Source organism: Streptomyces sp. NPDC047043 (assembly GCF_040644055.1).
Classification (GTDB): domain Bacteria; phylum Actinomycetota; class Actinomycetes; order Streptomycetales; family Streptomycetaceae; genus Streptomyces.
Window position 1 is genome coordinate 85,947 of the sequence record NZ_JBEYVO010000019.1, and the last position, 13,032, is coordinate 98,978.

Annotated in this window: 10 protein-coding genes and 1 tRNA gene; 4 read left to right on the top strand and 7 right to left on the bottom strand. The window is 69.7% G+C overall.

Features of this window, described 5'->3' with window-relative positions:
* Positions 1 to 84 precede the first annotated feature (84 nt).
* The 6 genes from pknB to ABZ880_RS28520 all read right to left on the bottom strand — a co-directional run bounded on the left by pknB (position 85) and on the right by ABZ880_RS28520 (position 8,245).
* The gene (gene pknB / locus ABZ880_RS28495; RefSeq protein ID WP_361268082.1) at positions 85 to 2,103 is read right to left on the bottom strand and encodes a Stk1 family PASTA domain-containing Ser/Thr kinase; all 2,019 of its coding nucleotides are present in this window, start codon (positions 2,101 to 2,103) and stop codon (positions 85 to 87) included.
* A gap of 169 nt (positions 2,104 to 2,272) precedes the next feature.
* Positions 2,273 to 3,760, bottom strand: a complete 1,488-nt coding sequence (locus ABZ880_RS28500; protein ID WP_361268085.1) for a penicillin-binding protein 2 — start codon at positions 3,758 to 3,760, stop codon at positions 2,273 to 2,275.
* Complete coding sequence (locus tag ABZ880_RS28505; protein WP_361268088.1) at positions 3,757 to 5,199, bottom strand: FtsW/RodA/SpoVE family cell cycle protein; 1,443 nt, start codon at positions 5,197 to 5,199, stop codon at positions 3,757 to 3,759. The genes ABZ880_RS28500 and ABZ880_RS28505 overlap by 4 nt, the downstream gene beginning before the upstream one ends.
* Before the next feature lie 27 nt (positions 5,200 to 5,226).
* On the bottom strand, positions 5,227 to 6,783 hold the full coding sequence (locus tag ABZ880_RS28510; protein WP_361268413.1) for a Stp1/IreP family PP2C-type Ser/Thr phosphatase: 1,557 nt from the start codon (positions 6,781 to 6,783) through the stop codon (positions 5,227 to 5,229).
* Positions 6,784 to 6,873: 90 nt separating this feature from the next.
* Positions 6,874 to 7,386 carry an FHA domain-containing protein gene (locus ABZ880_RS28515; protein WP_361268091.1) on the bottom strand — a complete coding sequence of 171 codons (513 nt, stop codon included), beginning with the start codon at positions 7,384 to 7,386 and terminating at the stop codon, positions 6,874 to 6,876.
* Positions 7,387 to 7,396: 10 nt separating this feature from the next.
* Entirely contained in the window at positions 7,397 to 8,245 is an 849-nt protein-coding gene (locus tag ABZ880_RS28520; RefSeq protein WP_361268093.1) for a DUF3662 and FHA domain-containing protein, read from the bottom strand.
* A 476-nt stretch (positions 8,246 to 8,721) separates the two neighbouring features.
* On the opposite strand from ABZ880_RS28520, the gene ABZ880_RS28525 reads away from it, so the two are divergent.
* From ABZ880_RS28525 to ABZ880_RS28540, 4 genes are all read left to right on the top strand, one after another.
* Positions 8,722 to 8,808, top strand: a tRNA-Leu gene (locus tag ABZ880_RS28525).
* A gap of 232 nt (positions 8,809 to 9,040) precedes the next feature.
* Positions 9,041 to 10,453 (top strand): DUF2252 domain-containing protein, encoded by a 1,413-nt coding sequence (locus tag ABZ880_RS28530; protein ID WP_361268095.1) that lies wholly within the window; start codon positions 9,041 to 9,043, stop codon positions 10,451 to 10,453.
* Positions 10,454 to 10,549: 96 nt separating this feature from the next.
* Positions 10,550 to 11,392 (top strand): J domain-containing protein, encoded by an 843-nt coding sequence (locus tag ABZ880_RS28535; RefSeq protein ID WP_361268098.1) that lies wholly within the window; start codon positions 10,550 to 10,552, stop codon positions 11,390 to 11,392.
* A 116-nt stretch (positions 11,393 to 11,508) separates the two neighbouring features.
* A complete protein-coding gene (locus ABZ880_RS28540) occupies positions 11,509 to 11,838 on the top strand; it encodes a rhodanese-like domain-containing protein (protein WP_361268415.1) in 330 nt (109 codons plus the stop codon).
* Between the two features lie 36 nt (positions 11,839 to 11,874).
* Here ABZ880_RS28540 and ABZ880_RS28545 read toward each other — a convergent pair whose 3' ends face one another.
* Positions 11,875 to 13,008 (bottom strand): acyl-CoA dehydrogenase family protein, encoded by a 1,134-nt coding sequence (locus ABZ880_RS28545; protein ID WP_361268101.1) that lies wholly within the window; start codon positions 13,006 to 13,008, stop codon positions 11,875 to 11,877.
* Positions 13,009 to 13,032: the final 24 nt, after the last annotated feature.

Consider the following 13,032-nt stretch of genomic DNA (forward strand, 5'->3'; position numbering starts at 1 on the left):
CAGTGGCTAGCTGGTCCTGGAACATCACAGAGCCCCCGCCTCCTCGGAAGGACGCGGGGGCTCTGCGATGCGTGTGAGGCGTTGTCAGTCCTCCGTGCGGTACGCGGTTCCGGTGACGCCACCGAAGAAGTTGGTGCCGCCGTTGTTGCCGCCGTTGTTGCCGCCGTTGCCCACGGTTGTGAGGGTGACGGTCGTGTTTCCGGGGTCGTCGACGGGGCTGTTGCCCTGCGGGTCCTGCTGCAACACGATCGCGTCGTCGCTCTGGTCGCTGCCGTTGGCGAACTGGATGTTGTTGAAGCCGGCCTGCTGCAGGGCCTTCTTGGCGTCCTTGACCCTCTGGCCGACGACGCTCGGGACCGCCGTCTGCTCCTGCTTCTGGCCGACGTTGAGCTGCACCGCGGTGTTCTTCTTGACCGAGGTGCCGATGGTCGGGTTGGTCGAGATGACCTTGTCGACCTGGTTGTCGTCGGTGGTGGGCGTGTTGACGCAGTTGCCGGTCAGGCCGACATCCTGCAGCGCGGACTTGGCGTCGTCGCAGCTCTGGCCGCTGACGTCAGGTACCGCGACCGTCTCCGGGGCCTTGGCGATGGTGAGGGTGATCGTCGCGCCCTTCTCCCTCTCCTTGCCACCGATCGGGTCCTGTTCGAGGACGGTGTTTGCCTTCTCCGTCGACTCACGCGTTTTTGTCTCGACCTTGAACTGGTGGTCGTCGTCCTCGAGCTTCGCCTTGGCATCGTCGAGGCTCAGGCCGATCACGCTCGGCACCTGGACCTTCGGCGCTCCCGTGGACACCACGAAGTTGACGGTGGAGCCCTTCTTGACGTCGCTGTTCTTCCCGGGGTCCTGAGAACAGACGTTGCCCTTGGTCTGGTTGTCGCAGGGCTGTCGCGTGATCTTCCCCACCTCAAGGTCGCTGTTGGTCAGCAGCTTCTTGGCGTCGCTCTCGCTTTGGCTGACGAGGTTCGGCACAGCCACCGTGTCGTTCCCGACACCCCCGCCGCCTCCGAACGCCCACTTGCCGATCAGGATCGCGCCGACCAGCACCAGGATGCCCGCCACGACCAGCAGGATCGTCGACGTGTTCGACTTCTTCTGGCGGCGGCGGTCCACGCGGTCGTCGTAGCCGTAGCCCGCCTCGTCCGGGCTCATCGGCGGCATCATCGACGTGGCGCCGGCGTCCGTGGCGCGCAGGGCCGTGGTCGGCTGGTCGTCGGGGTATCCGCCGTAGCCGACGGAACCCATGGCCGCGGTGGCCGCGACGGGCTGGCCGTCGAGGCAGGCCTCGATGTCGACGCGCATCTCGTCGGCGGACTGGTAGCGGTAGTTGGGGTCCTTGACCAGTGCCTTGAGGACGATGGCGTCCATCTCCGGCGTGATCTCGGGGTCGAAGACGGACGGCGGCTGCGGCTCCTCGCGGACGTGCTGGTACGCGACCGCGACCGGGGAGTCGCCCACGAAGGGCGGACGGACCGTCAGCAGTTCGTAGAGGAGGCAGCCGGTGGAGTACAGGTCGGAACGGGCGTCCACCTGCTCGCCCTTGGCCTGCTCCGGGGAGAGGTACTGGGCGGTTCCGATGACCGCGGACGTCTGCGTCATCGTCATGCCGGAGTCGCCCATGGCGCGGGCGATGCCGAAGTCCATCACCTTGACCTGGCCGTTGCGCGTCAGCATGACGTTGGCCGGCTTGATGTCGCGGTGGACGATGCCGTTGCGGTGCGAGTACTCCAGGGCCTGGAGGATCCCGATGGTCATCTCCAGCGTGCGCTCCGGCAGCAGTTTGCGGCCGGAGTGCAGCAGCTCGCGGAGCGTGGAACCGTCGACGTACTCCATCACGATGTACGGGATCGAGACCCCGTCGATGTAGTCCTCGCCCGTGTCGTAGACCGCGACGATCGCGGGATGGTTGAGCGAGGCGGCCGACTGGGCCTCCCGGCGGAACCGGGCCTGGAACGACGGGTCGCGCGCGAGGTCCGCTCGCAGCGTCTTCACCGCCACTTGGCGCCCGAGACGGGTGTCATGCGCGAGGTAGACCTCCGCCATGCCACCACGACCGAGCACCTGGCCCAGTTCGTACCGGCCGCCGAGGCGACGCGGCTCTTCCATAGCTTCCTACCAGCCCTCTCCGTCGGTCCCGACCGGCACGGGTGTGCGGTCGGAGGCTGCCGTCCGGGCCTACCGTACCCGGCTAGCTTTGTGTGACCTGGCCAAGTGCGTCACCCGATACAGGACCGGTATCGCAACGTGCACCGATGTGAAGGCGACGTGAGCGGGGTCACTTCTTGGAGTTGATGACCGCCTCCATCACGCTCTTCGCGATCGGGGCGGCCAGGCCGCCGCCGGAGATGTCGTCACGGTTGGCGTTGTCGTCCTCGATGACCACGGCCACGGCGACCGGCGAGCTGTCGTCGCTGAGCTTGGCGTAGGAGATGAACCAGGCGTACGGGTTCTCGCTGTTCTCCACGCCGTGCTGGGCGGTACCGGTCTTGCCGCCGACCGTGACGCCGTTGATCTGGGCCTTGGTGCCGGTGCCCTCCTTGACGACCGTCTCCATCATCGACTGCAGGATCTGCGCGTTCTTCGAGGACAGGGGCTGGCTGAGCTCCTGCGGGTCGGTCTGCGCGATGGTGTCGAGGTTCGACGACTGCAGCTTGTCGACCATGTACGGCTTCATCAGCTTGCCGTCGTTGGCGACCGCGGAGGCGACCATCGCCATCTGCAGCGGGGTCGCGGCGGTGTTGAACTGGCCGATCGAGGACAGCGCGGTCTGCGAGGAGTTCATGTTCTCGGAGAAGACCGAGGAGCTGGAGCGGACCGGCGTGAACTGCTCGGAGTCGAAGCCGAACTTCTTGGCCTCGGCGAGCATCTTGTCGTTGCCGAGGTCGGAACCGATCTTGCCGAAGACGGTGTTGCAGGAGTAACGCAGCGCGATCCGCATCGTCGCGTTCTTGCAGGGGATGTTGCCCTCGTTCTTCAGCTCGGTCGTGGTGCCCTTCATGATGTAGGGCAGCGGCGACTTGGTGTTCTCGTCGGCGGACGTGTACAGCCCGTTCTCCAGCGCGGCCGCGGCCGTGACCACCTTGAAGGTGGAGCCCGGCGGGTACGTCTCGCGCAGCGCCCGGTTGAGCATCGGGTCGGCCGCGTTGTTCTTCTTCTGGAGCTTGGTCCAGTTCTTGGAGTCAGTCGACGTGGAGTTCCCGGCGAACGACGAGGGGTCGTACGACGGGTAGGAGGCCAGCGCCAGGATCTTGCCGGTGGACGGGTCGAGCGCGGCGACCGCGCCCTTGCCGCCCTGGGCCTTCAGGCCGTTGTACGCGGCCTTCTGCGCGGCGGCGTTGAGGGTGGTGACGACGTTGCCGCCGGCCTTCTCCTTGCCCGTGATCATGTCGAGGGTGTTGCGGAAGAAGAGCCGGTCGTCGGTGCCGGAGAGGATGCCGTCCTCGACGGACTCCAGCTGGTTTGCGCCGAAGGCCTGGGAGGCGTATCCGGTGACCGGCGCCCACATGGGGCCGTTCTTGTAAGTGCGCTTGTACTTGAGGTCGTTCAGGCCGCTGGTGCTGGTCGTGGTGGACCCGGTGATGGGGTCGCCGTCGACGATGATGTCGCCGCGCGGGGTGGAGTAGCGGGCGATGGTGACGCGGCGGTTCTTCGGGTCGTCCTTGAGGCTGTCGGCCTTGAGGTACTGGAGCCAGTTGTCGCGGATGAGCAGGGTGAGGACCAGGAGGCCGCAGAAGATCGCGATCCGGCGCAGGGGCTTGTTCATGACGGGCGGACCACCTGGGTCATCTCGGCGTCGGGGTTGCTGGCGGGAGCTGGCGCCGGGCGGCGTGCGGTGTCGCTGATTCTGATGAGGATGCCGATCAGTGCCCAGTTGGCCAGCACCGATGAACCGCCGTAGGCCATGAACGGCATGGTCATACCGGTCAGCGGGATGAGGCCCATGACACCGCCGGCGACGACGAAGACCTGGAGGGCGAAGGCGCCGGACAGGCCGACGGCGAGCAGCTTGCCGAACGGGTCGCGGGCGGCGAGGGCGGTGCGGACGCCGCGCTCCACGATCAGGCCGTAGATCAGCAGGATCGCCATGATGCCGGCCAGGCCGAGCTCCTCGCCGAAGGTGGCGAGGATGAAGTCGGAGTTGGCGGCGAACCGGATGAGGTCGGAGTGGCCCTGGCCGAGGCCGGTGCCGAGGGTGCCGCCGGAGCCGAAGGCCCACAGCGCCTGCATCGACTGCTCGGAGTGGCCGACGACGCCCTTCTGGCTGAGCGTGTACTCCTTCATCGGGTCGAGCCAGGCCTGGACACGCTGCTGGACGTGCGGTTCGAAGCTGGCCACGCCGACCGCGCCGGCCGCGGACATCAGCAGACCGAAGACGATCCAGCTGGTCCGCTCGGTGGCGACGTACAGCATGATGACGAACATTCCGAAGAACAGCAGCGAGGTGCCGAGGTCGGTCTCGAAGACCAGGATGAGGATCGACATCAGCCAGACGACCAGGATCGGTCCGAGGTCGCGGCCGCGCGGCAGGTACAGGCCCATGAAGCGGCGGCTGGCGAGGGCCAGGGCGTCGCGCTTCACCATCAGGTAGCCGGCGAAGAAGATCGCGAGGGCGATCTTCGCGAACTCACCGGGCTGCAGGGAGCCGAGGCCCGGGACGCGGATCCAGATCTTGGCGCCGTAGATGTTGGCGCCGAGGCCCGGGACCAGCGGCAGGATGAGCAGCACCAGGGCGCCGAACATGGAGATGTACGTGTAGCGCTGCAGGACGCGGTGGTCCTTGAGGAAGATCAGCACGACGACGAACAGGGCGATGCCCAGACCGGTGTACAGCAGCTGGCGGGGCGCGGCCGTGAAGTAGTTGGGCAGCGACTGCAGCAGCTTGGACTGGTCGAGCCGCCAGATGACGACGAGTCCGAGTCCGTTGAGGAGCGTGGCCAGGGGCAGCAGCAGCGGGTCGGCGTACGGGGCGAACTTCCGTACGGCGAGATGGCCGACGCCCGCGAGCAGGCCGAGTCCCAGGCCGTAGCTCAGCAGTCCGGCCGGCACCTTGTCGTCGATGGCCAGGCCCACGTTGGCGTAGGCGAAGACCGGGATGACGACGGCGAACAGCAGGAGCGCGAGCTCGGTGTTGCGCCGGCTCGGTGCGCCGATCGCGCCGATCGTGGACGTATGGTGCGTCGGTGTGTTGGTAGTACTGCTCATCGTGTGACGGGGCCTCTCACGGCTTGCCTACTGCTTACCGCACAGCGAGACGACCTTCTGCTCATCCTCCGAGAGGGTGGGGCCGGGGCTGGGGGTGGGAGCGGTCGCTGATGTGGACGGGGTCGGGGAGGTCGAGGGGCTGGGTGATGCCTTGGACGTGAGGGAGGTCTTACTGGTTCCCGTGGTGCCGCCCGCCTGGCCCGTGCCGGTCTTCGAGTTCTTCTCGCTCTCGGCCTGCTGACGCTCCGACTCCTTCTGGCATGCGGAGGCCTGGACGGCGAGCTCGTCGATCTTCGACTGGGCGTCCTTGAGTCCGCCCTCGGCGATCGTGTTCTTGACCTGCTTCTGCTGGTAGGGCGGCAGGTACTTGAGTTCGATCTCGGGGTGATCCTTCTCCACCTTGGACAGCGAGACCCAGGCCAGGTCCTGGCTGATGCCCCGGTACAGCGCGACGTGCTCGTTGTTGGTGCCGACGTAGTACTGGGTCTGTGTCCAGCGCCAGCCGCCGTAGAGGCCGCCGCCCACGACGGCGAGGGCGAGCACGATGTAGAAGGATCTCTTGGCCCACTTGCGGCCCTTGCGGGGTTTGACGAAGTCGTCGTCGGTGTAGTCGCCGAAGCTGCCCGCCGGGATGTAGCCGGTGGTGTCGCCGGAGCCGGGCGGGCCGAACTCGCCGCCCCCGCCCTGCCCGTGGCCCTGGCGGCCGAGTCCTGAGGCACGGCCCGCCGGGGTCTGCATGATGCCGTTGTCGTGCAGCTGGTGCTGGTTCTCGGCGACGGCGCCGACCACGACCGGCGTGTCGGAGAGCTGCCCGGCGAGGGTGTCTCCGGTGTCCAGGTCCAGTACGTCGGCGACGATGACCGTGATGTTGTCGGGGCCGCCGCCGCGCAGCGCGAGCTGGATCAGCTCCTGCACGGTCTCCTGGGGGCCCTGGTAGCTGGCGAGGGTGTCCTCGAGCGTCTGGTGCGAGACGACGCCGGACAGGCCGTCGGAGCAGATCAGGTAGCGGTCGCCGGCGCGGACCTCGCGGATGGAGAGGTCGGGCTCGACGTGCTCGCCGCTGCCCAGCGCGCGCATCAGCAGGGAGCGCTGCGGGTGGGTGGTGGCTTCCTCTTCGGTGATACGGCCCTCGTCGACCAGGCGCTGCACCCAGGTGTGGTCCTGCGTGATCTGGGTGAGGACGCCGTCGCGGAGCAGGTACGCGCGGGAGTCGCCGACATGGACGAGACCGAGGCGCTGGCCGGTCCACAGCAGGGCGGTGAGCGTGGTGCCCATGCCTTCGAGCTGTGGGTCCTCCTCGACCATGGCGCGCAGCTGGTCGTTGGCGCGCTGCACGGCGGTGCCGAGGGAGGTGAGGATGTCTGAGCCCGGCACGTCGTCGTCGAGGGCGACGATGGTCGAGATGGCCTCGGAGGAGGCGACCTCGCCGGCGGCGGCGCCGCCCATGCCGTCGGCGATCGCGAGCAGGCGCGGACCGGCGTATCCGGAGTCCTCGTTGCCCTCCCGGATCATGCCTTTGTGCGATCCGGCGGCGAAGCGCAGTGACAGACTCATGCGCACCTCGCCCGTCGGCTCCGGGTACATCCGCACGGTGCCCACCCTCCGGTCGGGAGCGCGCCGGGGCCCGTTGTGGGGGCCACCGCTGCGTGCTCGCTCCGCTCGCTCATTGTCGTACTACTTCCGCAGCTCGATGACTGTCTTGCCGATGCGGATCGGCGCGCCCAGCGGAATCGGCGTGGCGGTCGTCAGCCGGCTCCGGTCGAGGTACGTGCCGTTGGTGGAGCCCAGGTCCTCGACGATCCAGTTGCCGTCGCGGTCCGGGTAGATCCTGGCATGGCGGCTGGAGGCGTAGTCGTCGTCCAGCACGATCGTGCTGTCGTGCGCCCGGCCCAGGGTGATCGTCTGGCCCTGGAGCGCGACGGTGGTGCCGGTGAGGGTGCCCTCGGACACGACCAGCTTGGTGGGGGCGTTGCGGCGCTGGCGGCCACCGCCCTGCTGGCGCTGCTGCGGCGGCGCGGCCTGCTGGCGGGCGGGCTGCTGCTGGCGCCCGGCCTCCCTGCGCGACCCGCGCTGGGTGACGCGCGTACCGAACAGGTCGCTGCGGATGACCTGCACGGCCACGATCACGAACAGCCACAGTACGGCCAGGAAACCCAGCCGCATGACCGTGAGGGTCAGCTCTGACATTGCCCCCGCTTCACCCTTCGGCTTGCCGGTAAATGATGGTGGTGCTGCCCACGACGATCCGCGAGCCGTCGCGGAGCGTAGCGCGGGTGGTGTGCTGCCCGTCCACCACGATGCCGTTGGTGGACCCGAGATCCTGGATCGTCGAGGGCGTTCCGGTCCGGATCTCACAGTGCCGGCGCGAGACGCCGGGGTCGTCGATCCGCACGTCGGCTTCGGTGCTGCGGCCCATCACCAACGTCGGGCGGGAGATCTGATGGCGGGCGCCGTTGATCTCGACCCAGTAGCGGGTACGTCCGCCGGCCGCCGGGGCAGCCGGGGCCGACTGGAGATAGGGCGCGGAGCCGCCGCGGCCTCCGGGCGGCGGTGCGGCCGGCATGGGCGGGGCGCCCGCGGGGGCGGCGGCGGGCGGATACCCGTAGCCGCCGGGCCGTCCCGCGGCCGGGGGCGCCGCCGGGGCGGCGGACCCGGGAGCCTGCTGGTTGGTGGAGGAGGCGAGCGTACGGCTGCGCACCCGGTACAGACCGGTGTCGAGGTCGTCCGCCTTCTCGAGGTGCACCTTGATGGGTCCCATGAAGGTGTAGCGCTGCTGCTTCGCGTAGTCGCGCACCATGCCGGCGAGCTCGTCGCCGAGTTGCCCGGAGTAGGGGCTGAGGCGCTCGAAGTCCGGCGCGCTCAGCTCCACGATGAAGTCATTGGGTACGACGGTCCGGTCGCGGTTCCAGATCGTCGCGTTGTTGTCGCACTCCCGCTGGAGCGCGCCGGCGATCTCTACGGGCTGGACCTCGGACTTGAACACCTTGGCGAAGGTGCCGTTGACCAGACCTTCGAGGCGCTGCTCGAACTTCTTCAGGACTCCCATGGGGCACCTCCTCCGTCGTTGCCACTGTGTCGTGCCTGGTACTGCTTACTGATCGTATCCACGCGCCGTTGAATCGGCTGGTTCCCCCTGTCGGCCCCGTCGACGGGTGTCGACGCCTGTCGAAGTTCCCTCCGGAGGTTCCCTCCGAAGCTCCCCTTCGAACTCGTCCCTCGAACTCCTTCTGCCCAGGATCGTAGAGGCGGCCGCAGACCAGTGTCCCGCACCTGACTGTGGACCCTGCCCGGCTCCTGGGGAGACGGGCAGGACCGGTACGAGGTTGATACGTGAACCGGCACGTGTTGATACGGAGCAGGCGGCGCCGAGGGTTGGCCGACGGCCGGCCGGATCGGAAGACCGTGCTGGTGAGCGGCTGCCCGCCGATAAGGGATGTGAACCCACCCCTGCCAGCGTGCTAATGTTCTGCGTGTCGGAAGGCGCCAACCCCAAGGGGCGAAAGGCCTGAGGACACACCCAATGCGCGGGTGGCGGAATAGGCAGACGCGCTGGATTCAGGTTCCAGTGCCCGCAAGGGCGTGGGGGTTCAACTCCCCCCTCGCGCACCAGCCGGAAGCCCCCAGGTCTCGGACCTGGGGGCTTCCGCGTTGTCCGGGCCGGTGTGAGGCGTATTACCTGGTGAGGACAATCACACGCGGCCGTCCCGCGCTCGGCGGGCGGGGTTTTCCACAGGCACGGAGTTGTCCACAGGTCTGACGCGTTTCGGCCACCGGCTGTACGGTCTCCACGAGTTGATGTTCGTGGGCGTGCGTTTTCGGGCGTGCGGTGGAGGCGGTCGCTGTGACTGAAGACGTGGTGGGGGCGGGCCTGCGCCGGTTGCCCCGGGTGCGTGGGTTCGCCGAGTGGCCCGTGGAGGGGTCGCCCAGGGACGAGGGCAAGGCGCTGCGCAAGGTCGTCCCGCGCAGTGCGCACTCCGCGCTCGACCTCGACGACTCCCGGCCCCATGCGGTCAGCGCCGTGGAGGAGTCCAACCGCGGCCGGATCGCCGAGCTCACCCCGATCCGGGTGGGCCGGATGGCGGCCACGCCCTTCGCCTTCCTGCGCGGCTCGGCCGGCCTCATGGCCTACGACCTCGCCCGCACACCCATGACCCGGATCGGCGCGCAGATCTGCGGTGACGCCCATGCGGCGAACTTCGGGCTGTACGGGGACGCGCGCGGAGACCTGGTCATCGACCTGAACGACTTCGACGAGACGGTCCACGGCCCGTGGGAGTGGGACCTCAAGCGGCTCGCCGCCTCGCTCGTGCTCGCGGGCCGGGAGGCGGGTGCGGACGAGGACCGCTGCCGCAAGGCCGCCTACGACGCGACCGGTGCCTACCGCCGCACCATGCGGCTGCTCGCGAAGCTGCCGGTGCTGGACGCGTGGAACGCCATCGCGGACGAGGAACTCGTCTCCCACACCGACGCCCATGACCTGCTCGGCACGCTGGAGCGGGTCTCCGAGAAGGCACGGGCCAACACCAGCGGGCGGTTCGCGGCCAAGTCGACGGAGCAGACCGAGGACGGCGGGCGGCGCTTCATCGAGGCGCTGCCGGTGCTGCGGCGGGTGCCGGACGCGGAGGCCGCGGCGGTGGCGGCGGCCCTCGAGCAGTACGTGACGACGCTCTCCGAGGACCGGCTCCCGCTGCTGGCCCGGCACGCGGTGCACGACGTGGCGTTCCGGGTCGTCGGCACGGGCAGCGTGGGCGCGCGGTCGTACGTGGTGCTGCTCCTGGACCACCGGGGCGAACCGCTGGTGCTGCAGGTGAAGGAGGCCCGCCCCTCCGCGCTGGTGCCGCACCTGGTGACCGCCGGTTTCGAGGCGCCCGAGGTGGAGCACGAAGGGCGTCGGGTGGTCCTCGGGCAAAAGCGCATGCAGGTCGTCAGCGACATCCTGCTGGGCTGGACCTCGGTGGACGGACGGCCCTTCCAGGTACGGCAGTTCCGCAACCGCAAGGGCAGCGTCGACCCCGCGGCCCTGGCCGCCGACCAGATAGACGACTACGGCCGCATGACCGGCGCCCTCCTGGCCCGCGCCCACTCCCACAGCGCCGACCCGCGCCTGGTCGCCGGGTACTGCGGCAAGAACGAGGAACTCGACGAGGCGATCGCCGACTTCGCCGTCGCATACGCCGACCGCACGGAGGCGGACCACGCCGATCTTGTGGCGGGGGTGCGGGCGGGGAGGGTTGCGGCGGAGATGGGGGTTTGACGGAGGACGCGAGAACAGGAGGGGTTCGGGGGATCCCTCCGAAGGCGGTGGCCGTGTGCCGGAGTGGCCGCCCCGGGCGTGGCCTACGCTGGTCGGGTGACGAGCCCGGAAGCTGAGCAGGGTGGTGTCGCCGGCGAGCCGCAGGCGACGCCCGAGGACGGTGCGCCGCGCCCCGAGGAGCGGCTGGAGCGGGCCGTGCGCGCCGCCGAGCAGGCGCTGATCGAGTACGAGATCGCCGTCGAGACCTTCCGCGTGGAGGTCGAGAACTTCTCCCGGCTGCACCACCAGAAGCTCGGCCCGATGTACGCCCGCCTCGACGAGCTGGACGCGCAGATCGCCGAGGCCCGGGCCGCCCGTACCGGCGACCCCGAGGACCGGCGCAAGGCGGACGAGGCGCGCGCCCGGGTCATGCCGATGCCAGGCGTCGAGGAGCTGTTCCACGGCTGGATGGACGGGGAGGGGCTCTTCCCGGAGGCCGTGGCGATGCTCACCGACCAGCCCGTGCGGCCCCCGCAGCGGGTGCGCCCCAGCGACGAGGCCCGCAAGCTCTACCGCGAACTCGCCCGCAAGGCCCACCCCGACCTGGCGCAGGACGACACCGAGCGGGCACGGCGCGAGGAGTTCATCACCCGCGTCAACGCCGCCTACGCCCGCGGCGACGAGACCCTGCTGCAGGAACTGGCCGAGGAGTGGGCCAAGGGCCCGGCTCCGGCCGAGCGCGGTCCGAGCCGCAGCGAGGAGCTCTACGCCCGCCTCGAATGGCTCGCCCAGCGCAAGGAGCTGCTCACCCTGGTCGCCAAGGACCTGGAGGAGAGCGCGATCGGCGCGATGCTGCGGCTGGCGCCCGACGATCCCGACCGGCTCCTGGAGGAGATCGCCGAGAAGCTGCTGGCCGATGTCGCCCAGCGCGAGGCGGATCTCGCCGAGCTGCTCGGCTAGCCGGGCCGGGCCGGGGCTGCCGGTGGCGGACGGCGGTGCAGTGGGCGCCGTTCGGGCGGCCCGTTCGCGGCCCGCCCGCGTCGGGTAGCGTCTCGGGCATGCATTTCGGAGCTGGTGTGCCCACGGTCGAGGTCGGGGACCTCAAGGACGGCGACTTCCTGCTGGACGTCCGCGAGGACGACGAGTGGCAGGCGGGTCACGCCGAAGGGGCGCTGCACATCCCCATCAGTGAGTTCGTGGCCCGCTACGGCGAGCTGACCGAAGCCGCGCCGCAGGACGGCCGTGTCAACGTGATCTGCCGCTCCGGCGGCCGCTCGGCGCAGGTCGCGATGTACCTCGTCCAGCAGGGCATCGACGCCGTGAACGTCGACGGCGGCATGCAGGTGTGGGCCGCCGCGGGCCGGTCCGTCGTCACGGACGAGGGCCGGCCCGGGTTCGTCCTGTAGGACCTGGGGCCGGGGGTACGACCTGGTCGGGGGCGGTCAGCCCAGTGGGTGCGCCGCCAGCAGGTCGCCCAGGGTCTCCTCGTGCGCCGCTGCCGGGCCGAGCTGCAGCTCCAGGTGCTTGGCCCAGGCGTGGTACCGGTGCAGCGGGTATTCGACGTCCGCCCCGAATCCGCCGTGCAGATGCTGTGCCGTCTGCACGACCCGTCGTACGCCCTCCGACGCCCAGATCTTGGCGACGGCGACGTCTCCGGAGGCGGGCAGCGCGCCGGACGCACCCGAGGCGATCCGCCACGCGGCCTGCCACAGGGTGGCCTCCATCGCGCGCAGGTCGATGTACCGGTCGGCGGCCTGTACGGCGACGGCCTGGAAGGTGGCGACCGGGAAGCCGAACTGCTCCCGCTTGCCGGTGTATTCACTGGTCATCGCGAGGACCCGCTCACCCAGACCGAGCGCCAGCGCACACGTCCCGGTCGCCAGCAGTTCGCGCAGCCACTCCCACGCGCCCTCGGCATCGATGACGTCGCGGGCCGCGATTCGCGCGGACTCCAGACGCAGTTCGCCCAGTCGTTCGCCGGTGGTGGAGATCTGCTCGGCCAGACCGACCCCTTCGTGGACCCGGGGGATCACGGCGAGGAGCGTGCGGTCGGTGGTCGTGTGGGCCGGTACGAGGACGAAGTCGGCGATGTGCGCCCACGGCACGGCCGTCTGCACCCCGTCCAGGATCCACTCGTTGCCCTCCTGCCGTGCGGTCACGGCGAGTTCGGCCGGGTCGTGACCGGTGCGGCCGTTCGCGGCGACCGTCAGCACCGTCTCGCCCCGGCCCGCGCGGGCGAGCAGCGCCGCCTTCAACTCCTCGCCGCCGTATGCCTGTACGGCCGCCGCGGCCGCGCTGCTCTCCAGCAGCGGCACCCGTGCCAGTACCTTGGCCGACTCCCGCAGCACCAGGCACAGCGCGATGGCGTCCAGCCCCGCCCCGCCGTGGCGCACATCCAGCAGCAGGCTCAGCAGGTCCGCCTCGGCGAGCCTCGCCCACAGCACGCGGTCGAAGTCGTCGGCGACGGCGCCAGGGACGAGAGAGGGACTGGGCACCGCGTCCGGCTCGACCCCGGCGAACACCCCCTGTGCCGCCTCGGCCGCCGCCTGCTGCTCCTCGGTGAAGGTGAAGTCCACGGTCCTGTCCCTCCGGAGGGTCCG